Source organism: Salinibacterium hongtaonis (assembly GCF_003065485.1).
Lineage (GTDB): Bacteria > Actinomycetota > Actinomycetes > Actinomycetales > Microbacteriaceae > Homoserinimonas > Homoserinimonas hongtaonis.
The window spans coordinates 2,606,745-2,628,169 of the sequence record NZ_CP026951.1; the positions used below are offsets into that span (position 1 = coordinate 2,606,745).

Below are 21,425 nucleotides of genomic sequence, written 5' to 3' on the forward strand. Positions count from 1 at the left end.
GCTTGGCTATGCCCCGCCTTCGAGCAGTTCTACGTCGATCGGGGTGAAGCCTTCACCCTTGATGTCGATTCCTTCTTCTTCGAGTTCGGCAAGGGCCTTCTCGATGTATTCGTTGGTCCACGCCGTTGCCGGCGGCTCCTCGGTGATGAGCGCTGCGCCCGTCTCGTTCTTGGCGCTGAGCGCCGCGGCGACGGTCGCGTCGAAGGCCGCCTGGTCGATGAAGCCGATGCCGTTGGCGGCCGGCCAGATGAGCTTGTTGGTCTCGTTGACCATCCACAGCTCGTGGCTTGCTCCCCAGTCGGATCCGTTGTCGGCCACGATTACTGCGGCGTCTTCCGGGTTCTCGGCGGCGAAGATCCAGCCCTTGATTACGGCCTTGAGAAACTCGACCGTGGTCTCCTGGTACTCCTCGTCGTTCTCAAGGCGCTCGGTATCGGCCCAAATCGCATCCTGGAGCATTGCCCCGACGGTGTCTTCGTAGCTGATGACGGTGAAGTCCTCCTCCGTGTACTGCTCGCCCGTTTCGGGGTCTATCGCCTCAAGCAGCTGCGCGTACTCGTTGTAGGTCATGGCCTGGGCCGCGTCGATGTCGCCCGAAAGGAAGGCGTTCATGTTGAAGTCCTGCGTGATGATCTCCACCGTGGTCGAGTCGAGGCCTTCTTCCGCCATTGCGGCGAAGATCTCCCACTCGTTGCCGAAGCCCCATGACCCGATCTTCTTGCCCTCGAAGTCGGCAACCGACTCGATTCCGGAGTCGGCCCAGGCCACCTGCAGGGTGCCGGAGCGCTGGAAGATCTGGGCGATGTTGGTCACGTTGGCGCCGGCCTCGATCGAGCCGAGCACCTTGGGAACCCACGCGATCGCGTAGTCGACGTCGCCGTTGGCGAGAGCATCCTGCGGCACGATGTCGCCACCGCTGGGGATGATTTCGACGTCGAGGCCCGCCTCTTCGAAGTAGCCCTGATCCAGGGCCGCAAAGTAGCCGGCGAACTGCCCCTGCGGCAGCCACTGCAACTGCAGTTTGACGGGGGTGAGGCTGTCGTCGTCGGCGGGCGCGTCGTCTGAGGATGCTGAACAGGCCGAGAGCACGAGTGCTGCGGCGAGGGACGTTGCGGCAATGGATGCCACGCGGCGGGTGCTGTGTTTCATGTCGTTACCTTTCTCGTTGCCATCTGGATGGTGCAGTTCGACCTTCGCGGCCCGCCCGGATGGCGGAGGCGAAGACGCTGGGGTCATAGTCGTCGGCGAACCGCGACCCTCTCAGCGGCGAGAGTGACGAGATAGAAGGCGAGCCCGATGATGATGGAGACGAGCACGTAGGCCCACGCCCGGGGGTAGGCGCTCGACGCCGCGGAGGTGGAGATGAGGCCGCCGAGACCTCCGCGCGGTCCGCCGAAGTACTCGGCGACGAGCGCGGAAATTACGGCGAGGGACGATCCGATGCGAATGCCCGTGAACACGAAGGGCAGCGCGGTCGGCAGGGTAACGGTGGTCATGACTTGGCGCGGCGTCGCCGCATACGAGGTCATGAGGTCTCGGTGCACCGGCAGCGTTTGACGCAACCCCCGCAGCGTGTTGATAAAGACGGGCACGAACACCGCGAGTGAGGCGATGATCTGCCGCCCCACCTGGGAGTCGGCGCCGAACATTGTGTTGAGCACGGGCGCGAGCGCCACGATGGGGATCACGGCAAGTGCCGCGACGATGGGCGCGGCCATGTGGTCGATTAGCCGGGTTGCCGCGGCCAACAGGGCTAGCAGGATGCCGAACACCGATCCGAGAACGAGCCCCACGAGGGCGTTGGTACCCGTGATGATGCCGGCGCTGATCATCGAGTCACCAAAGTCGGCGACCTGCCCGAGGATCGCGGCGGGGCTGGGCAGCAGATAGTCGGATACGCCGCCGAAGGTGACGGCAAGCTGCCATGCCCCCAGCACGACAACGCCCACGACGATGGGGGCGATGACCCGTGTGGTCTGCATCCGCGCCGCCTGCGCCCTCGTTACCATCAGCGGTTCTCCACCCCGCGCACCATCGAGGGTGAACCCTGATGCAGCGCTTCGCGCACGGCGGTGATCATCTCAAAGAAGACCGCTTCCTCGCGCATATCGTCGTGGCGGTCGGATGTCGCGGCCAGTTGCATGGGAACGATCTGTTGGACGCGGCCCGGCCGCGGCGACATCACTACGACGCGGTCGGAGAGAAACACGGCCTCGGGAATCGAGTGCGTCACGAACACGACCGCCGCCCCCGTTTCGGCGCAGATGCGGCCGAGTTCCGACTGCATATGCTCGCGGGTCATTTCGTCGAGAGCGCCAAAGGGCTCGTCCATCAGCAGCAGCCGAGGCTTCTCCGCCAGGGAGCGCGCGATCGCCACTCTCTGCTGCATCCCGCCCGAGAGCTGGTCGGGGTAGCGGTCGGCAAAGTCAGAGAGCCCCACGAGCCTGACGAGTTCGTTCACCCGCGCCTCGCGCGCCGCCTTGCCCACACCGTGGAGCGATAGGGGCAACTCGATGTTCTCGGCAACTGTGCGCCAGGGCAGCAGGCCGGCCTGCTGAAAGGCGATTCCGTAGTCCTGGGCGATGCGGGCCTCACGAGCCGAGCGCCCGAACACCTGCACCGTGCCCGTCGTGGGCTGGTCGAGGTCGGCGATAAGCCGCATGAGAGTTGACTTGCCGCACCCGGACGGGCCGATGAGCGAGACGAACTCGCCCTCCGACACCGTGAGCTCGATCGCCTCGAGCGCGTGCACCAGGCCGCCCTTGGTCTCGAATGTCTTATCGACCCCTGATATGACTACCGCGTCGGTCATGCGCCGACCTCCACTCTTCTGTATCGGCCGAGCATTGCCCCCAGCAGGGCAATTGATCCTGCGGCGGCGAGGCCCAGCACGATGGCCCCGAAGATGGGACCCCATGCCTTGGCCGGGTCGCCGCTGGCCTGCCCGGCGTATTGGATGAGGATGCGCCCGATGCCGCCCTGCAGGCCCGTCGAGACCTCGGCGACGATCGCGCCGATGACGGCGTTCGCCGCCGCGAGTCGCAGAGCCGGCAGCAGGTAGGGCACGGCGGCGGGGAGCCGCAGCGCCGTGAGGGTCTTCCACCAGCCCACCGCATACGACCGCATCAGTTCGAGGTGAATCGTGTCGGGTGCCTGCAGCCCCTTGAGCGCCCCGACGGCGATGGGAAAGAATGCGAGGTACGAGGCGATCAGGGCCACCGACATCCAGTCCTGCCACTCGAAAGCGCCGATCTCGATGCGCGAGCCCCAGCTTCGAACGACGGGGGCGAAGGCGATGAGCGGGATGGTCTGGCTCAGGATGATCCAGGGCAGCAGACCCCATTCGGCCAGCCGCCAGCGCTGCATGATGAGCGCAAGGACGAGGCCCACAACGAGGCCCATGAGCCATCCCACGGCGGCGATGCCGAGCGTCACGAGGGCGGCGGAGGCGACAGCCACCCAGAGCGGCTCGGCCCCCTCGGCACGAGAAACGGGCTCACCCAACCGCGCGACCATGTCCCAGACATGGGGCATCGCTAGATCGCTTGTGCGTGGCAGAACCCGCACGCCTGCGATGACGAGTCCGTCCGCCGGGCCGAGCGCCTTGTAGAGCTCCCACACGATGATGAGCACCGCGATGCCGAGCGCACCGGCCCCCCAGCGCGCGAGTTCCCGCATGGGCGCGCCGCGCCGCCGCCGCAGCGACGGAGTGTCGGCGACGCCCGCGCTCATGCCTTGGCCACGATGTGCTCAGACATCGCCGGAATCACGGTATCGCCATACACCCGCAGCGTTTCTTCTTTATTGTCGTGCTGCAGGTAGCCGGCGAACTGGTCGACCCCGAGTTCCGCGAGGGACGTGAGCTTCTCGATGTGGTCGGATGCCGTGCCGAGAAGGCAGAACCGCTCCACGATCTCGTCGGGCACGAAGTCGGCGTGCGTGTTGCCCGCTCTCCCGTGCTCGTTGTAGTCGTAGCCCTCGCGGCCCTTGATGTAGTCGGTGAGGGCCTTGGGCACGGCCGAGTTCTCGCCGTACTTCGCCACGATGTCGGCGACATGGTTGCCGACCATGCCTCCGAACCAGCGGCACTGGTCGCGCATGTGCTCCCTGTCATCGCCGATGTACATGGGGGCTGCGACGCAGAACTTGACCGCCATGGGGTCTCGCCCCGCTTCCGCGGCCGCCTTGCGAACCGCGCCGATCATCCACTCGGCCACGTCGAGGTCAGCCATCTGCAGAATGAAGCCGTCGCCAACCTCTCCCGTGAGCTTGAGCGCGAGGGGGCCGTAGGCCGCCACCCACACGTCGAGCTGAGAACCCTTGCTCCACGGAAACTGCAGGGTCGCACCGTTGTATTCGACGGGCCTGCTGTTGGCCAGCTCACGAATCACATGAATCGATTCCCGCAGGGTTTTGAGAGTGGTGGGGGCACCGTTGGTGACGCGCACGGCCGAGTCACCGCGCCCAATTCCGCAAATCGTGCGGTTGCCGTACATCTCGTTGAGGGTGGCGTAGGTCGACGCCGTCACCGTCCAGTCGCGGGTTGCCGGATTGGTGACCATCGGTCCGACGATCACCTTGTCGGTCTCCGCGAGAATGCGGCTGTAGATCACATAGGGCTCCTGCCACAGCAGGTGAGAGTCGAATGTCCACACATGGCTGAACCCGTGGGCTTCGGCGAGCTTCGCCAACTGCACCGTGCGCGCCGATGGCGGGTTGGTCTGCAGAACTGCTCCAAAATCCATCGATCGCCTCTCAGATCAGGTACTGGCTCAGGCCGCGCTTGATGTACCGGCCGTCACCCTTGGTGCCGATGTATCCGCTCTCGTCGACGATGACCTTGCCGCGCGAGAGCACGGTGTCGACATGGCCGTCGATCTCGTAGCCCTCCCACGCGGAGTAGTCCATATTCATGTGATGCGTTCGCCCGGTCGGCGCCCCGGACGGGTCGGTTCCGAGCCCGATAGACGTGTGACCGTTGGGGTCGTAGACGACAATGTCGCCATCAGCACCCGGCTGGATGACGCCCTTCTTGCCGTACATGCCGAACATGCGGGCGGGTGTCGTCGAGGTGAGCTCGACCCAGCGCGGCAGAGTGATCTGGCCGGTCACGACGCCCTGATACATGAGATCCATCCGGTGCTCGACCGAGCCGATGCCGTTGGGGATCTTGGAGAAATCCCCGACCCCCATCTCCTTCTGGTCCTTCATGCAGAACGGGCAATGGTCCGTGGAGACCATCTGGATGTCGTTGGTCCGCAGGCTCTGCCACATGTGGTGCTGGTGACCCTCATGCTTCGACCGCAGCGGGGTGGAACACACCCACTTCGCCCCCTCGAAGCCGGGAGCCCCGAGCTGGTCTTCGAGCGACAGGTAGAGGTACTGCGGGCAGGTCTCGCCGAACACGTTGAGGCCGCGGTCGCGGGCTGCGGCGATCTGCTCGACCGCCTGCTTCGCCGACACGTGCACAACGTAGAGCGGCGCCCCCGTGAGGTCGGCGATCATGATCGCCCGATGCGTTGCCTCCTCCTCCGCCTGCCACGGCCGAGTGAGCCCGTGGTAGTACGGCGACGTGTTGCCGGCCTCGAGCGCCTGCTTCACGAGCACGTCGATGATGGCGCCATTCTCGGCGTGCATCATCATCATCGCGCCGTTCTCGGCACCCTTCTGAAACGCCCGCAAGATCTGGCCGTCGTCCGAGAGAAACACGCCCTTGTAGGCCATGAAGAGTTTGAAGCTCGTGACGCCCTCGTCGATCAGTTCATCCATCGCCGTCAGCGAAGCATCCTGAACATCCGAGAGGATCTGGTGAAAGCCGTAGTCGATCGCGCAGTTCCCCGCAGCTTTCTCCTGCCACGCGTGGTAGCGGTCGAGCACCTGCTCCTCTGGGTATTGCACGACGAAGTCGACGATGCTCGTCGTGCCACCCCACGCCGCAGCACGGGTGCCCGTTTCGAACGTGTCGGATGCCTGCGTGCCGCCGAAGGGCATCTCCATGTGGGTGTGCGCATCGATGCCGCCGGGAATCACGTACTTGCCCGTCGCGTCGATCACCGTGTCGACGTTGCGCTCGATGTCGAACCCGAGCAGCGTGGAACCGGGCGCGAGCACGGCCGCGATCGAGTCTCCGTCGATCAGCACGTCGGCGGATGCTGTGCCCGTCGCATTCACGACGGTTCCGTTCTTGATGAGGGTCTTCATTGGTCTCCTCTATTTGGCTGTCGGTCTTGTCGGCTGCCGGTCGCTACGGCTTGGGGATGCTCGTGTAGGAATCCGGGCGGCGGTCGCGATAGAACTGCCAGTCGTCTCGCATCTCCTGCACCATGTCGAGTTCGAGATCGCGGATCATGATCTCCTCGTGCTCGCCGGAGCCGCGCTCGCCCACAAAGTTGCCGCGCGGGTCGATCACCTGGCTTGTTCCGTAGAAATCGACGGCCAGCTCGCCGTATTCGTTGTCTTCGCGGCCCACCCGGTTGGGCTGCAGCACGAAGTAGCCGTTGGCGACAGCCGCGCAGGGGCCCTCGACCTCCCACAGGCGGTTGGAGAGGCCCGGCTTGGTGGCGTTCGGGTTGAAGACCATATGAGCGCCGTTAAGGCCGAGCTCGCGCCATCCCTCGGGAAAGTGGCGGTCGTAACAGATGTAGACGCCGACCTTGCCAATGGCAGTGTCGAAGACGGGGTAGCCCATGTTGCCGGGGCGAAAGTAGAACTTCTCCCAGAACCGGTCGAGGTGGGGAATGTGGTGCTTGCGGTACTTGCCGAGAATCGTGCCGTCTGAATCCACCACGACCGCGGTGTTGTAGTAGACGCCCGTCATGTCCTCTTCATAGATCGGCAGGATCATCACGAGGTTCAGTTCTTTCGCGAGCCCCGCGAAGCGCTGAACGATTGGGCCGTCGGCCGGTTCGGCATAGCGGTAGTACTTCTTGTCTTCGGTGATTCCGAAGTACGGCCCATAGAAAAGCTCTTGGAAGCAGATGATCTGAGCGCCCGCGGCAGCAGCATCTCGCGCGAACTGCTCGTGCTTCTGGATCATCGATTCTTTGTCGCCCGTCCAGGTGGTCTGGGTGATGGCGGCACGCACTACGGTCATCGGAACCTCCACTACAAGGTCCAGTGCCTCAGTTCAGTTCACGCAGGCACCGAAACGGATGAGTCGAAAACCAGGACTGCGCTGTCTCGGTTTTGTTATTATTCGACGTGAACATTTCTGTTCTGTTTCTCTTTGTGACGCACGCGTTAATCATCCTCACGTTCAAACCCTCCGACGGCAAGAGATCGGGCAAGCTGAATTGCAAATGCACCCCATAGTTGCTGAGATCGAGAACCGCAGCCCCGCCGGCATCGCGGCCGCTCTCGGGCGCCTCATCGGCTCAGGAAGGCTGGCCCCCGGCGACCGCCTGCCCACCGTGCGCGACCTCGCAGCACAGCTCGAAGTGAGCCCTGCGACCATTAGCGCCGCCTGGCAGGCCGTTGCCGGAGCAGGTCTCATCGTCTCCCGCGGTCGCAGCGGAACCTTCGTGCTTGAGCAGCCACAGCACTGGCTTCCGACCCGAAGCAAGGTGATGGCCGGTCGGCAGCAACCAGCTCGTATCGACCTCTCCAAGGGAACCCCAGACCCCGCACTGCTGCCCGCCCTCGGCCCAGCGCTCGGCCGCGTCTCGCAGCGCGCCGTCACGGCGAGCTACCACGAGGTGCCCGTCATCCCCGAGCTGCTCGCCCTGCTTTCCACTTCGTGGCCGTATCCAGTAGAAGACATCACGGTTGTCGACGGAGCCCTGGATGCCCTCTCCCGCAGCCTCGAGGCCGTCACCCGATTCGGCGACCGCGTCGTGGTCGAAAGCCCCGGCTTTCCGCCGTTCTTCGACCTGCTCGACCAGCTCGGTCTCACCCCCATCCCCGTGCCCGTCGACGCCAACGGCATCGAACCAGAGGCCTTCGCGGCGGCACTCCGCAGGGGCCCGAGCGCTGTCATCCTGCAGCCTCGGGCCCACAATCCCACCGGCGCCTCGATGACGGTCGACCGCGCCCGCGACCTCGCCCAGCTGTTGGAGGTCACCAAGCGCGCCGCCGACACCGTCGTCATAGAAGACGACCACTCCGGCGACATCAGCACGGCCGCCGACGTGAGCCTCGGCCACTGGCTCCCCGACCGAGTGCTGCACATCCGCAGCTACTCAAAATCGCACGGGCCAGACCTGCGCATCGCCGCGCTCGGCGGGCCGACCCGCTTGCTCGACCCCATCGTTGCGAGACGGATGCTCGGGCCGGGATGGACCAGCCGCATGCTTCAGACGATCCTCCATGAGCTGCTCTCCAACCCCGAATCCATTGAGGATGTCGCCGAAGCGCGCCGGGTCTATGCCCGCCGCCAATCGGCCCTCGTTGTGGCGCTCGCCTCGCACGGAATCAGCATCGCTCAGCCCGACGGCATCAACCTGTGGCTGCCCGTTCTCGACGAACGCGACGCCATCGTGCATCTGGCCGCTCACGGCATCCGGGTGGCCGCCGGCAGTCCCTTCGTGGTCGAGGCCGGCGACACAACGCCCCATGTGCGCGTGACCGCTGGCGCGCTCGAGAACGATGTCGAGGCCGTTGCCCATGCGCTCGCGGGTGCAGCCCGACCCCAGGGCCTTGCAACAGGAGCGCTTGCGACCCGCTGGTCCTAGACGGGCGTGAGGCGATGCCGCATCGTCACGCATCCGAAACACGGATAGGCGTAGTCTTGCCCCAGACCACCGGTCGGCTGTGACCGGGTGAGCTGCCCGGGATTTGGGCAGTGGGTTGTGGCGGCACATAGCCCGCCAGCGGATTGTCGCGTCTGCCGCGCCCGCGCCCACCGTTCTCCGACTCACCATCGAGGTCTCATGCTCACATTCGCAGCCCGTTTTCGCGTCGCCGCGGCAGCAGCATCCGCCGTTCTGCTGCTGCTGCTGCTGGCAGGATGCTCCGCCAGCACGGGCACCGCAGGGCCCAGCGCGAGCCCCCGCCCCGAAGCAGAGCGGTACCCGGTGACCGTGGACAACTGTGGAACCGACGTGACCTTCGAGGCCGCTCCCGAGCGAGTCATCACGATCAAATCATCGACGACCGAGACGATGCTGGCGCTGGGGCTGGGCGACCGCATCATCGGCACAGCCGCCCTCGACGGACCCCTGCCGGATTCTGCCGATTCGGCACCGACCATCATCAGCGACAAGGTTCCCGGGCGCGAGGCCGTGCTCGCCCTGGCCCCCGATCTGGTCTATGCCGGATGGGAGTCCAACTTCAGCGCCGAGGGAGTCGGCGAGCGCCCTGCCCTCACCGACCTCGGCATCGCCACCTATGTGTCTCCCGCGGCGTGCAAGGGCGAGGGGTACATGCCAGACCCCCTCACCTTCGATGCGGTCTTCGACGAGATTCGCGAGGTCGGTGCCATCTTTGATGCGGATGCCGCGGCCGCCGCGCTCGTCGACGACCAGCGCGCACAGCTCGAGTCGCTCACGCCCGCCGAAGGCTCGCCTACCGCGGTCTGGTACTCCAGCGGCCGCGCCACCCCCTACGTCGGCGCCGGAATCGGAGCCCCCGCCATGATCATGAAGGCCGCGGGGCTCAGCAACATGGCCGCCGACGTTCGTGACACCTGGACTTCGCTCAGCTGGGAGGCCGTCATTGCGGCCAACCCCGACGTCATCGTGCTCGTCGATTCCGCCTGGAACACGGCAGATTCCAAGATCGCCACGCTCGAAGAGAACCCCGCAACGGCCGCTCTGGATGCCGTGCGGCAGAAGCGTTATGTGGTGGTGCCGTTCGCCGCGACCGAGGCCGGAACGCGCAATGTTGATGCCGTGGCCTCGATCATCGACCAGCTGCAGGAGCTCGGATGGTGACCCCGTGACCAGCTCGACCGCTTCGGCAACGAGACTGCCCGGTTCTCCGCGGCCCGTCCCTCGTCCACCGCGCTCCGGCGGCGGTCGCATCGCCGCGATCATCGTCGGCTCGCTCGCGGCGCTCATCGCTGTGTGCGCGATTGCGGTCACGATCGGGCCAGCCGATATCTCGCTCGCCGATGTCTTCTCGAGCGTCGGGCGCGGGCTCGGACTTCCCGTCGAGTCCACCGCTACGCCGCTCACCGAAGCGATCATCTGGCAGCTCCGCATGCCGCGCATCCTCACGGCGGCGGCGGTCGGCGCCGGGCTTGCCCTCAGCGGCGCGGTCATGCAGAGCGTCACCCGCAACCCCCTCGCCGACCCCTACCTGCTTGGGCTCTCGTCGGGGGCATCCCTCGGCGCAGTCGCGGTGCTCATCCTCGGGGTCGGACTCGCCCTGCCCGTCGCCGCGTTCGCCGGGGCGCTGCTCGCCCTCATCGCCACCCTCACGATCGCCCGCATCGGTGGGGCCGTCACGCCCGGCCGGGCCGTTCTCGCCGGCCTCGCCATCGCCCAGCTCGCCGGTGCCGCAACGTCGTTTGTGATCTTCTGGTCGTCGCAGGGTGACTCCTACCGCGAGATCCTCAACTGGCTGCTCGGCTCCCTCGCGGGCAGCGACTGGAGCAGCGTCGCCATCTCGGGCGTCGCCCTCGCCGTCGTCGGCACCGCCCTCGTGCTCGCCGCGCCCAAGCTCGACGCCTTCACCTTCGGCGACACCGCCGCCGCCTCGCTCGGCATCTCCGTCAATCGCACCCGATGGATGCTGCTCACCGGCGTGGCCCTGCTGACCGGTGCCATGGTCTCCGTCAGCGGGTCGATCGGGTTCATCGGCCTCATCCTGCCGCACCTCGTTCGCGGACTCAGCGGGCCAGGGCACCGGCGGATGCTCCCCCTGGTTGCCATCACAGGCGCCCTGTTTCTCGTCGTCGCCGACACCATCGCCCGCACGGTCTTCGACCCGCGAGAACTGCCCGTCGGCATCATCACCGCGTTCATCGGGGTGCCGGCGTTCGTGCTGCTCATCACGCGACGTAAGGGGGTGGCGTGGGCATGACCATCTCCCCGTCCCCGGCGACAGTTTCTGACGCTGCAGACCCCAACACCCTCCGCGGGGCGGTTGAGGTGCAGGGCGTCAGCTTTTCGATCGAGTCATCCCGCATCCTCACCGATGTCACGGCTCAGGCCCCTGCGCAGCGTGTTACGGGGTTGCTCGGCCCCAACGGCGCCGGCAAGTCCACCCTGCTTCGGCTGCTCGCCGGAATCTCGCGCCCCGGCTCGGGTGCAGTGCTGCTCGATGGTGCCGATCTCGCAACGCTTCCTCGCCGCGCCGTCGCCCGCCGCATCGCCCTGCTCGAACAGAGCGCGGCCCCCTCCGTGGACCTCACCGCCCGCCAGGTTGTGCTGCTGGGCCGCATCCCCCACCGCAGCGGGCTACTCGGAGACTTCACGTCACCAGAGCACCAGGCCGCGGCATCCGATGCCCTCGCCGCGGCGGGAGCATCCGATATCTCCGACCGCCCGTGGCACAGCTTGAGCGGAGGCCAGCAGCAGCGCGTGCAGGTCGCCCGGGCGTTGGCCCAGCAGCCGGATCTGCTGCTGCTTGACGAACCCACCAATCACCTCGACGTGAGCGCACAGCTCTCGCTACTGCGACAGGTGCGCGGGCTGGGACTCACCTCGGTCATGGCGCTGCACGACCTCAACCTCGCCGCCTCCCACTGCGACCACATCGTTCTGCTGCGCGACGGCCGGGTCGTCGCCCAAGGCACCCCCGCCCACGTGCTCACCCCCGCCACAATCTCGGCCGTCTACTCGGTCGAATGCGACGTGATCGCGCACCCCCGCACGGGCCTCCCCGTCATCCTCTTCGCGTAGCGCCGCCGCGGGTGTGGCCTGCACCCCTTGCTCGCCACTCACCACACTCGCGCCGCTCGCGCGTCCGTCCGCCACACCCGCGAGGGGTCCCAAATGTGGTTTCGGGGACGCCGTGAAGGCACATTTCGCGCACCTCATCGGATGGATGCATCCCGCAGCGGATGATGCACCCGCGAGGGGTCCCAAATGAGTCTTCGCGGGCACCCTCGAAGGCGCATTTGGGACCCCTCAGCTGGGTTGTGCGGGGTGGGGCGGGCGCGCGCACGGGCGGGCGGGCGAGGCGAGTCCGCGCGCCGGTCGGGCGCGCACGCGGGCGGGCGAGTCCGCGGGCACGCCGCGCGCGAGCACGCCGGGCGGCCCGGCCCGCGCGGCGCTCACTCGGGAGAGGCGTCCGTCGTGGCCTCGGGCCCCTCGCGGTAGCCCTCGTCGTAGCCGTCGCGGTAACCCTCGTCGTAGCCCTCGGAACGCCCGGCGGCTCGCGCTTCGGCGGAACCCTGCCAGAACAGGTCGCGCTCGGCGGGGCGCTGCAGGCTTCGTGCCCCCGCTCCGTCGAGATCGGCGACCAGATGGCCGAGCCCGCGGATGATGGCAACGGGCATACCGCTGGTCTTGCCCTTGACCAGGTCGGCTGCGGCCGCGATCTCGTCGCCGACCGCTGGCAGGGTCACGAGGAGGGGACGGCCATGGGCATCCGTTGTTCCCCGCAGATCGTCGAACACCCGCACGCCGGCCGCCCCGATCGCGATGTCGGTCTGTCCTTCGCGCCACGCGCGACCGGACGTGTCAGAGATGACCACGCCGATGCGGGCACCCGTCGCCGCCCGCAGGCCGACGCACAGCTCCCGGGCCGAAGCATCCGGGTCAAGGGGCAGCAGCAGAACGGTGCCGTCGGGAGTGTTGCTTGAGTCGACGCCAGCGGCGGCCATCACGAGCCCCTGCCGGTTTTCGACAATGCGGGTAACCCCGCCGGGGTGCTCCCGGCTCGCGACCACGCGGACCGTCTCGTCGGTGATCGCCTGTTCGCGGTCGGCGGCGGCAACGACGCGCCCCTCCGACTTCGAGACTATTTTGCTCGTCACGGCCAGGATGTCGCCGTCGGCAAGCCCGCCATCACCTACCGCGGCCAGAATCAGGTCGACCAGGTCATCACCGGGCGCGATCTCGGCGATGCCCGTAACCCCGAGCACGGTGACGCCCGCGACGATCGCCATCAGCGCACCAGCTTCGGCAGCACGCTGCGCCCGAATTCGTGGATCCATTCGCGCTGATTTCGCCCCACGTTGTGCAGATAGATGCGGTCGAATCCCAGATCCACATACTTCTGGATGGCGGCCCTGTGCACGTCTGGGTCGGCAGAAATCACCATGCGGCCGTCAAAGTCTTCTGCACGCACCATGCGGGCGAGCTGCTCGAACTCGAACGGTGAGCGGATGTCGCTCTTAGAAAAGCGCATGCCCCCATTAGGCCACTCCCGCAGCGCATTCGCCATGGCCTGTTCGTCGGTTTCTGCCCAGCTCAGGTGCAGTCTGAGCACCTTGGGCATCGCCGACCCGTCACGCCCCGAGGCACGTGCGCCTTCGGCAAAACGAGCAAGCAGACCGGCGACCTTGTCGACGGGCGCCCCAACCGTGATGAGACCGTCGGCGACGCGGCCTGCGCGTTTGGCGGTGACGGGGCCGGATGTTGCCACCAGAATCTGGGGGGCCACCTCCGGCATCGTCCACAGCCGCGACGATTCGAGCGTGAAGTTAGGGCCGGAGTGTTTGGCGTCGCGCCCAGCGATCGACGCCGTGAACAGTTTGCTGATCACCTCGACGGCCTCGAACATCCGGTTTATGCGGTCGGCCGCCTCGGGCCAGTATGCGCCGACGACGTGCTCGTTGACGGCCTCGCCGGAGCCGACCCCCAGCCAGTGCCGCCCCGGATACATCGTTGCCAGAGTGGCGGATGCCTGGGCCACGACGGCAGGATGCATCCGAAACGACGGCGTCGTTACCCCCGGCCCGAAGTCGCCGGTGGTGCGCTCGCCAATCGCCGCGAGCACGCTCCACACGAAGGATGCCTCACCCTGGGCCGGCACCCACGGCTGAAAGTGGTCGGCCGCCATCACCCCCGTGAACCCGTGCTGCTCGGCGTATGCGGCGAGCGCGACAGCCTCGGTCGGCGCGAACTGCTCCAGCATTGCGGCGTAGCCGATGTCCATGGCGCCGGTGCGAACTGCGTCGTTCTGGCCAGCCGGGTGCGTGGGTGCCGTCATAGGAGAATCCTGCCCCATGACCGGCATCACCGGTGCACCGAAGCGCTACTTGGAGACGGTTCCCGTCAGTGCCGCGATGGGCCGCAGGATCAGCGGCCGTGCCGCGATCCAGGCCACCGCCATCACGACGAGGGACGCGGCAAAGAACCAGAATCCGGTCCAGCTCTCCGTGTCGCCACCGCCATACATGTGGTTGAGGTTGCGCAGAGCACCCGTGGTGAGCACGAGGGTCACGTGAACGATGATGAACGCGGTGAAATAGATCATCACGGGCAGGTGCACGGCGCGGGCAACCTCTACGGGGTAGATCTTGTTGAGCTTCGCGGCGTTCTTGGGCCAGGCCCCCGACATGCGGATGCCCGTGATGATGGCCAGCGGCGCGGCAATGAAGATCGTGACGAAGTAGGCGATGAGCTGCAGGCTGTTGTAGTTGACCCAGCCGTTCTCATGCGGCCAGTTGAGCGAGGCATACTGCAGCGCGGCGGAGATCGCGTTGGGGATGACCTCCCAGCTCGTAGGCACGACCCGCAGCCACTGGCCCGTGGCGAAGAGAAGAATGTAGAAGACGATGCCGTTGAGCACCCACAGTGCGTCGAGGCTGAGGTGCAGCCACAGGTCGATGCTGATCTTGGTGGGCTTGCCCTTGGTGCGGATGAGCCCCGAGTTGTTGCGCGTCCAGTGTGCGGCGGGGCGCTGGGTAGTGCGCACCTGCCATCCGGTGCGGATGATCAACAGAATAAAGAGCGAGTTGAGAAAATGCTGCCACTGCAGCCAGGCCGGAAACCCGACCGGGGTTCCCTCTGCCGGGGCGACCTCACCGGGGTAGTCGGTGAGGAACGATTGCACCTCGGGAAGGCTGCGGAGCCACTGCGCGAGCACCACAACGAGCGCAAGCACCACGAGAAGGGCAGGAATGACCCACACCAGGGGGAACCACTTGCTGCGGGCGGCGGGTTTTTTCTTGGACGTCGTCGTCGTCATAGTGGGCTCTCTCAACGGGTTCGTGCGTAGGGGAAGTGCTGTGGTGGCGTGCCGCCCCGCCATGGGGTGGGGCGGCACACTGTCTGCTAATGACTAGCCGCGTGATTCCAACGCGGTGACGAGCTTGGGCACGATCTCAAAGACATCTCCGACGATGCCGAAGTCGGCGATCTCGAAGATGGGTGCGTCTTCATCCTTGTTGATCGCCACGATGGTCTTGGCGGTCTGCATTCCCGCGCGGTGCTGGATTGCCCCCGAGATTCCCAGGGCGATGTAGAGCTGCGGCGCAACCGTGATGCCGGTCTGACCCACCTGGTAGCTGTGAGGAACGTAGCCTGAGTCGACCGCTGCGCGGGAGGCGCCAACCGCCGCACCCAGGGCATCCGCGAGCTGCTCGACGAGTACGAAGTTCTCCTTGGAGCCGAGCCCCCGTCCACCGGAAACCACCTTGGTCGCCGCGCGAAGTTCCGGCCGGGTCGAGACAACCGTCTCGTCCTTGACCGAGTCGATGACTGCGGATGCCGTGGTGTCGACCTCGATAGCCGCCGTCGTTACCTCGGCGGCCGCCGGGGGTGCTTCGCCATCGATCGCACCGAGTCGCAGCGTCACGATCGGCAGACCACCCTGCACTGTTGCCTCGACCGTGTAGCCACCGCCGAACACCGAGTGGGTTGCGACGATGGTGTCGCCGTCCGCGCGAACTCCGACGGCATCCACCAGGAGGGCGCCGCCCGTGCGCACTGCGGCGCGGCCAGCGATTTCGCGGCCGTCGGGCGAGTTGGAGACGAGAACCGCTGCCGGGGAGAACTGTGCTGCGGCGGCCACAATGGCGGCGACCTGGGCGGATGCCACGGTGGTTGCAGCCGCATCCGATTCTGCGACGAAGACCTGGGCTGCCCCGAGGCGGCCGAGTTCGTCGGTGAGTGCGGCACCGGTGCCGGGGGCGACAGCGACGACCGCGACCGGTGTGCCGAGGCTCGCGGCGGCCGCGAGAACCATTCCGGCGGAGCTGCGGATCTCACCCGTGGTGGAGACCTCAATAAACGCGAGGATGTTTGACATCGTGTTGTTCTCCTTTAGATGAGGCGCTCGGCGGCGAGGAACTCAACGAGCTCGTCGACAGCGGAACCCTCGTCGATGACCTTGCGTCCTGCGGCGCGCGCGGGGCGTTCGGTTGCGGTGACTACGACAGAACGGGCGAGCCCGGGGAACCCGGAGTCGACGCCGAGATCCGAGAGCGAAAGAACCGAGAGCGGTTTGCGCTTGGCCGTCATGATGCCCTTGAAGTTGGGGAAGCGAGCCTCTGGCGAGCTTTCGGTGATCGAGACGATGGCCGGAAGGCCTGCGTGCACCTGGCGGGTTCCGCTCTCGGTCGCCTGCGTGCCGCTCACGGTCGAGCCGATCTGCAGACCGTCCACCGCAGCGAGGCAGGGGATGCCGAGGTGCTCCGCGACCATCGCGGGGATGACTCCGCCGCGTCCATCGGTCGAGGCGTCTCCCGCGACGATGAGATCGACACCGTCAATCGAGCGCACCGCGGCGGCAAGCGTTGCCGCGGTCAGGCCGGTGTCTGAGCCCGAAAGCGAGTCGTCGATCACGTGGACTGCGGAATCCGCTCCCATTGAGAGCGCCTTGCGCAGTGACGCGGTCACGGCGTCGGGGCCCATCGAGAGGACTACGACCTCTGTGCCCTTGTCAGCATCCTTCTGCTGCAGCGCAACCTCGAGGGCGCGCTCGCTGATTTCGTCGATGATGGCATCGCTGGCATCGCGGTCGACTAGACCCTGCGGCGTCAGCCGCCGCTCGCCATAGGTGTCTGGCACCTGCTTAATCAGCACGACAATCTTCACGGAGCACTCCTCTTTCGTCGACATCGACTATTTGCGTCGCCCCCACGCTACCCAGCCTCCACCAGAGCGCATGCCCCTCTGTCGAAAGTGTTCGCCGGACGAACCTATGTAGGCACAGATTCTGTGCCGACGCTCAAAACACCCTTACCTTTTCTAGTTCTGAAAGACGAACTCTCGGCACGTGGAATACGTATCTTCAGTATTACCGTCGAGCGTACAGGTCTACACGCTGCAGTTCGAACGGGCAGATGCCGTGCCCGCTAGCATGTGCGCATGATGGGGGATCAGATGCGAGCAGAACTCGGCACTCAATCGTGAGCGGCGAATTCGCCGACCTCGTCGACATGTTTGAGCGAGCTCCGGATGCCCACGCGGTCGACCCTGAGGCCGCAGCGGCATCCCGGAAACGCCGTCGAATTGCGGGAATCGTGGCGGGCGCGACCGCGCTCGCGCTGGTCACGACCGCGAGCATCTATTCCGTCTCGGCCCTGACCTCCGCTATTCCGCTTTCCACCGCCCACCTCACCGCGCCCGGCGTCACGCCAGGGCCCGTCGCCGCGATGACCCTGCCGGTGGTCGGCAGCAGCGCCATCGTCGTGTCGGGCGAGAATGATTTCGAAGCCTTCACCGGCAGCCGCGAGATGGTCGGCGCACTCGATGCCGACGCCGCGCGACCGATCGCGAGCATCAGCAAGGTGATCACGGCGCTTGTCGTTCTCGACGCCAAGCCCCTCGGCATCGACGAACCGGGCCCGACCATCACGTTCACCGCAGCCGATGACGACCTCTACGACAAGTACTACGTGCTCGGCGCTACGACCCACACCATGAAAAAGGGCGAGCGGATGACGCAGCGCGACGCCCTCGAAGTCATGCTCGTCGCCTCCGCCTCCAACTATGCCGAGGCCGTGGCGAACTGGGCGTTCGGATCCCCTGCAGGCTTCCGAAATGCAACCAAAACGTGGCTTGCCAAGAACGGGCTGAACGCCACGGTTGTCGTTGAGCCGACCGGCATCGACCCCCGCAACGTGAGCACCCCTGCCGAGCTCATCACGCTGGGCAGGCTAGCCATGGCCGACCCGGTCCTCGCCGTGATCGTCCAATCGCCGAGCCTCGATGTTCCCGGCCACAGTCCCGTGAGCAACAGCAACACACTCCTCGGGCAAGGGGGCGTGAACGGAATCAAGACGGGCACCCTCGCCCCCTATGGCAGCAACCTTCTGTTCTCCTCGGTCATCGACGTGGGCATCGGCGAACCCCTCACGGTGACGGGCGCCACCCTCGGTGCGTTCGACCGTGACTCGCTCTCCCGAGAAATAATGACCACGCTGCAGTCGATCAAGGGCGGCTTTCGCAGCATCCCCCTCGTCGACCAGGGCAGAGTGCTCGGAACCTATACGACGCCGTGGGGCGACAGCGCCTCCGTGGTCACGGGCAAAGCGGGCACCCTGCTCACGTGGTCAGATACCCCCGTGACCTCAGAGATCACGTCGTCAAGCCTTGGTGAGGGGGAAAGCGGCACTGTTGTCGGTTCGATCACCTACACGGCGGGTCCGCGAACCAGCTCGGTGCCGCTCGTGCTCGACGGCACGATCGAGCCGCCGAGTGCGTGGTGGCGACTCACCCATCCCGCCGAGGTCTTCGGATGGTAGGCGCGGCGACAGGGGCGCCTACGCGAGCGCGCGCAACCGTGGGGCGAGGTCGCGCTCGAACAGCTCGATAAAGCGCTTCTGGTCGTGGCCGGGACCGTGAAAGACCAGGTGATTGAGGCCCGCATCGAGGTACGGAGTGATCTGCTCAACGACGGCATCCGGATCGCTGCCCACGATCCATCGTTTGGCCACCTGCTCGATGGGCAGAGCATCCGCCGCGGCCTCCATCTCGATGGGGTCGTGGATGTCGTGCTTCTGTTCAGCAGTCAGCGAGAGAGGCGCCCAGAATCGTGTGTTCTCCAGCGCGGTTTCGGAATCGGTGTCGTACGAAAGCTTGATTTCGATCATGCGGTCGATGTCGTCGATGCTGCGCCCTGCTTTGGCTGCGCCCTCCGCGACCGCTGGCATGAGCTGCTCGGTATAGAGGTCCATACCCTTGCCCGACGTGCAGATGAACCCGTCGCCCGCGCGGCCTGCGTAGCGGGCGACGAGCGGCCCGCCGGCAGCAACGTAGATAGGGATGCCGCCCTCCGGAACGTCGTAGATCGAAGCCCCTGCAGTGGAGTAATACTCGCCGTTGAAATCAACCCGGTCGCCCACCCACAGCTGGCGCATCAGGTCGACCGCCTCGCGGAGTCGCGCGAACCGCTCCTTGAATTCGGGCCAATCACCCTTCCATCCGGTGGCGATCTCGTTGAGGGCCTCGCCCGTGCCAACTCCCAGAAAGACGCGACCGGGGTAGAGGCAGCCCATTGTGGCAAAGGCCTGCGCCACGACCGCGGGGTTATAGCGGAACGTAGGCGTCATAACCGAGGTGCCGATCTGGATGCGGTCGGTGCGTTCGCCGACCGCCGTCATCCAGGCAAGGGAGAAGGGGGCGTGCCCGCCGTTGTGCCTCCACGGCTGAAAATGATCGCTCACGGTGACGCTGTCGAACCCATGATTCTCGGCGAGTACGCCGATCTCCACGAGCTCCCGCGGGGCAAACTGTTCCGCCGACGCCTTCAGACCCAGTTTCAGCATGATGGCACCCTACCCCCGGCCATGTTTCGGCGGGATGACGCGCGCCCCCGGCAAGCAGCTGCGTGTCGTCGCACCTGAATAAGCTGGGCTTATGCGCGTCGCCACCTGGAATGTGAACTCGATCCGAACCCGCTACGGGAGGGTGGTCGATTGGCTCGTGCGCGAAGACATCGATGTGCTCGGCATGCAGGAGATCAAATGCAAGCCAGAGCAGTTTCCCCTCGAAGCCTTCGAGGAGGCCGGCTATGAGGTCGTCGCCCACGGCCTCAACCAGTGGAACGGTGTCGCCTTCGCAAGCCGCCTGCCGCTGGAGGATGTCGAAACGTCGTTTGAGCTCCAGCCCGGATTCCTCAAGGGCGCCGAGGGGCCCGACCAGCCCCTCGAGGCTCGCGCGCTCGGCGCGACCGTCGACGGCGTTCGCCTGTGGAGCCTGTACGTGCCCAACGGCCGCGCCATTGACGACCCCCACTACGTGTACAAGCTGGACTGGCTCACCCGGCTTCGCACGGCATCCGACAACTGGATGAAAGAGAACCCCGGGTCACCGCTCGCTCTGATGGGCGACTTCAACGTCGCTCCGACCGATGCGGATATGGGCGACCCGTCCTTTGTTCCTGGGCTCTCGACCCACATCTCTCAGCCGGAGCGCGACGCTTTCGCGGCCTTCGAGACGATTGGGATGACCGATGTCGTGCGGCCGATCGTGCCGGAGGGCTTCACTTTCTGGGACTACAAGCAGCTGCGATTCCCCCGCAACGAGGGCATGCGCATCGACTTCATCCTGGGCAACCCCGAGTTCGCCGATCTTGTGACCGACGCCTCGATTCACCGCAACGAGCGCAAGGGCGACGCGCCCAGCGACCATGTTCCCGTCGTCGTCGACCTTGCCATCGAGGGCGATGATGACGATCGTCCGATGATCTTCTAGCTCCGGAGGCGCGCCTCGCCCGCTGCTCAGCGCAGCAGAACGGATGCTGCCAGCAGCACAGGCATCGACGCGACGGTCGTGATGAGAATTGTGTCGCGCGCAACGATCGAACCACGCCCGTAGCGCTGGGCGAAGTTGAACACGTTCTGCGCCGTCGGCAGGGAGGCCAGCGCCACCGCGACAAACAGCTCGTGCCCCTCGAGGTGAAAGACGAAGTGGCCGAGGAGCCACGCCATAGCGGGCATCAACAGAAGTTTGAGCGCCGAGGCGAGCACAACATCCTTGCGCCCCGTGCCGGGCTTCAGGATGCGGGCGCCATGCAGCGACATTCCATAGCTGATGAGCATGAGCGGCACAGCGGCGGCGCCGATGATGCGGAACGGCTCCATGACGGCGTCGGGGATCGTGATTCCGGTGACCGAGACGATGACGCCGAGCGTTGAGCCGATGATGATGGGGTTGCGCAGCGGCTGCGTTATGACGCGACCGAACGATGCACCCCCGCCCGACGTTACGTCGAGGATGCCCAGCGCCACCGGGGCAACGATGAGCAACTGCAACAGGATGACCGGCGCGGAATACGACGCATCCCCCAGCACATATAGGGAGACGGGGATGCCGATGTTGTTGGCGTTGACGTAGCCGGAGGCAAGGGCGCCGATAACCGCCTCTGGCAACTTTCGCCGCCACACGACGAGCGCAACGAAACCGAAGACGGCGAACGCCGCAAGGGCCGACAACAGAGAGACCGCCAGAATCGGCGAGAAGAGGTCGCTCACTTTGGCGTCGGCGAGGATCGTGAACAGCAGGGACGGCGAAAGCACAAAGAACACGAGCTTGGCGATGACGGGCTGGGCATGCGGGCCGAGAAGATCTACCCGGCCCACGACATACCCTGTGGCGATTATCGCCGCGATGATCGCGAAACCGATCAATACCCCTGTCACGTCA

Annotated in this window: 20 protein-coding genes; 6 read left to right on the forward strand and 14 right to left on the reverse strand. The window is 66.0% G+C overall.

Features of this window, described 5'->3' with window-relative positions:
* Positions 1-6: 6 nt before the first annotated feature.
* The 7 genes from C2138_RS12475 to C2138_RS12505 form a co-directional block, all read right to left on the reverse strand.
* Complete coding sequence (locus C2138_RS12475; RefSeq protein WP_108518288.1) at positions 7-1,149, reverse strand: ABC transporter substrate-binding protein; 1,143 nt, start codon at positions 1,147-1,149, stop codon at positions 7-9.
* Between the two features lie 83 nt (positions 1,150-1,232).
* Positions 1,233-1,982: an ABC transporter permease gene (locus C2138_RS12480; RefSeq protein ID WP_108518294.1), complete on the reverse strand. Its 750-nt coding sequence runs from the start codon at positions 1,980-1,982 to the stop codon at positions 1,233-1,235.
* Positions 1,983-2,008: 26 nt separating this feature from the next.
* The gene (locus tag C2138_RS12485; protein WP_108518296.1) at positions 2,009-2,812 is read right to left on the reverse strand and encodes an ABC transporter ATP-binding protein; all 804 of its coding nucleotides are present in this window, start codon (positions 2,810-2,812) and stop codon (positions 2,009-2,011) included.
* Positions 2,809-3,732 (reverse strand): ABC transporter permease, encoded by a 924-nt coding sequence (locus C2138_RS12490; protein ID WP_422395399.1) that lies wholly within the window; start codon positions 3,730-3,732, stop codon positions 2,809-2,811. The genes C2138_RS12485 and C2138_RS12490 overlap by 4 nt, the downstream gene beginning before the upstream one ends.
* Positions 3,729-4,745 carry a TIGR03842 family LLM class F420-dependent oxidoreductase gene (locus tag C2138_RS12495; RefSeq protein WP_108518298.1) on the reverse strand — a complete coding sequence of 339 codons (1,017 nt, stop codon included), beginning with the start codon at positions 4,743-4,745 and terminating at the stop codon, positions 3,729-3,731. The genes C2138_RS12490 and C2138_RS12495 overlap by 4 nt, the downstream gene beginning before the upstream one ends.
* Positions 4,746-4,755: 10 nt before the next feature.
* Positions 4,756-6,201, reverse strand: coding sequence for a dihydropyrimidinase (gene hydA / locus C2138_RS12500; RefSeq protein ID WP_108518299.1), 1,446 nt, complete (start codon positions 6,199-6,201; stop codon positions 4,756-4,758).
* A 43-nt stretch (positions 6,202-6,244) separates the two neighbouring features.
* Positions 6,245-7,093, reverse strand: coding sequence for a nitrilase-related carbon-nitrogen hydrolase (locus tag C2138_RS12505; protein WP_108518301.1), 849 nt, complete (start codon positions 7,091-7,093; stop codon positions 6,245-6,247).
* A 205-nt stretch (positions 7,094-7,298) separates the two neighbouring features.
* Between C2138_RS12505 and C2138_RS12510 the strand changes: the two genes are divergently transcribed.
* From C2138_RS12510 to C2138_RS12525, 4 genes are all read left to right on the forward strand, one after another.
* Complete coding sequence (locus C2138_RS12510) at positions 7,299-8,669, forward strand: aminotransferase-like domain-containing protein (RefSeq protein ID WP_108518303.1); 1,371 nt, start codon at positions 7,299-7,301, stop codon at positions 8,667-8,669.
* A gap of 198 nt (positions 8,670-8,867) precedes the next feature.
* On the forward strand, positions 8,868-9,869 hold the full coding sequence (locus C2138_RS12515) for a putative F420-0 ABC transporter substrate-binding protein (RefSeq protein ID WP_108518304.1): 1,002 nt from the start codon (positions 8,868-8,870) through the stop codon (positions 9,867-9,869).
* Between the two features lie 4 nt (positions 9,870-9,873).
* Positions 9,874-10,962, forward strand: coding sequence for a putative F420-0 ABC transporter permease subunit (locus C2138_RS12520; RefSeq protein ID WP_422395400.1), 1,089 nt, complete (start codon positions 9,874-9,876; stop codon positions 10,960-10,962).
* Positions 10,959-11,783: an ABC transporter ATP-binding protein gene (locus tag C2138_RS12525; RefSeq protein ID WP_108518308.1), complete on the forward strand. Its 825-nt coding sequence runs from the start codon at positions 10,959-10,961 to the stop codon at positions 11,781-11,783. Before C2138_RS12520 ends, C2138_RS12525 begins: the two co-directional genes overlap by 4 nt.
* A gap of 374 nt (positions 11,784-12,157) precedes the next feature.
* On the opposite strand, the gene cofE is transcribed toward C2138_RS12525, so the two are convergent.
* From cofE to C2138_RS12550, 5 genes are all read right to left on the reverse strand, one after another.
* Positions 12,158-12,994: a coenzyme F420-0:L-glutamate ligase gene (gene cofE / locus C2138_RS12530; RefSeq protein ID WP_108518310.1), complete on the reverse strand. Its 837-nt coding sequence runs from the start codon at positions 12,992-12,994 to the stop codon at positions 12,158-12,160.
* Positions 12,994-14,040 carry a TIGR03557 family F420-dependent LLM class oxidoreductase gene (locus tag C2138_RS12535; RefSeq protein ID WP_241961123.1) on the reverse strand — a complete coding sequence of 349 codons (1,047 nt, stop codon included), beginning with the start codon at positions 14,038-14,040 and terminating at the stop codon, positions 12,994-12,996. Before C2138_RS12535 ends, cofE begins: the two co-directional genes overlap by 1 nt.
* A gap of 45 nt (positions 14,041-14,085) precedes the next feature.
* Positions 14,086-15,021 (reverse strand): cytochrome b/b6 domain-containing protein, encoded by a 936-nt coding sequence (locus C2138_RS12540; RefSeq protein ID WP_108518312.1) that lies wholly within the window; start codon positions 15,019-15,021, stop codon positions 14,086-14,088.
* Between the two features lie 93 nt (positions 15,022-15,114).
* Positions 15,115-16,083, reverse strand: a complete 969-nt coding sequence (locus C2138_RS12545; RefSeq protein WP_108518314.1) for an electron transfer flavoprotein subunit alpha/FixB family protein — start codon at positions 16,081-16,083, stop codon at positions 15,115-15,117.
* Positions 16,084-16,097: 14 nt separating this feature from the next.
* The gene (locus tag C2138_RS12550; protein WP_108518315.1) at positions 16,098-16,871 is read right to left on the reverse strand and encodes an electron transfer flavoprotein subunit beta/FixA family protein; all 774 of its coding nucleotides are present in this window, start codon (positions 16,869-16,871) and stop codon (positions 16,098-16,100) included.
* A 314-nt stretch (positions 16,872-17,185) separates the two neighbouring features.
* On the opposite strand from C2138_RS12550, the gene C2138_RS12555 reads away from it, so the two are divergent.
* Positions 17,186-18,523, forward strand: a complete 1,338-nt coding sequence (locus tag C2138_RS12555) for a D-alanyl-D-alanine carboxypeptidase family protein (RefSeq protein WP_159078240.1) — start codon at positions 17,186-17,188, stop codon at positions 18,521-18,523.
* 18 nt (positions 18,524-18,541) lie between these two features.
* Here C2138_RS12555 and fgd read toward each other — a convergent pair whose 3' ends face one another.
* Positions 18,542-19,546, reverse strand: coding sequence for a glucose-6-phosphate dehydrogenase (coenzyme-F420) (fgd, locus tag C2138_RS12560; protein WP_108518319.1), 1,005 nt, complete (start codon positions 19,544-19,546; stop codon positions 18,542-18,544).
* A gap of 91 nt (positions 19,547-19,637) precedes the next feature.
* On the opposite strand from fgd, the gene C2138_RS12565 reads away from it, so the two are divergent.
* Complete coding sequence (locus tag C2138_RS12565) at positions 19,638-20,474, forward strand: exodeoxyribonuclease III (protein ID WP_108518321.1); 837 nt, start codon at positions 19,638-19,640, stop codon at positions 20,472-20,474.
* A gap of 26 nt (positions 20,475-20,500) precedes the next feature.
* Here the strand turns inward: C2138_RS12565 and C2138_RS12570 are convergent, their stop codons facing one another.
* Positions 20,501-21,421 carry an AEC family transporter gene (locus tag C2138_RS12570; RefSeq protein WP_108518323.1) on the reverse strand — a complete coding sequence of 307 codons (921 nt, stop codon included), beginning with the start codon at positions 21,419-21,421 and terminating at the stop codon, positions 20,501-20,503.
* Positions 21,422-21,425: the final 4 nt, after the last annotated feature.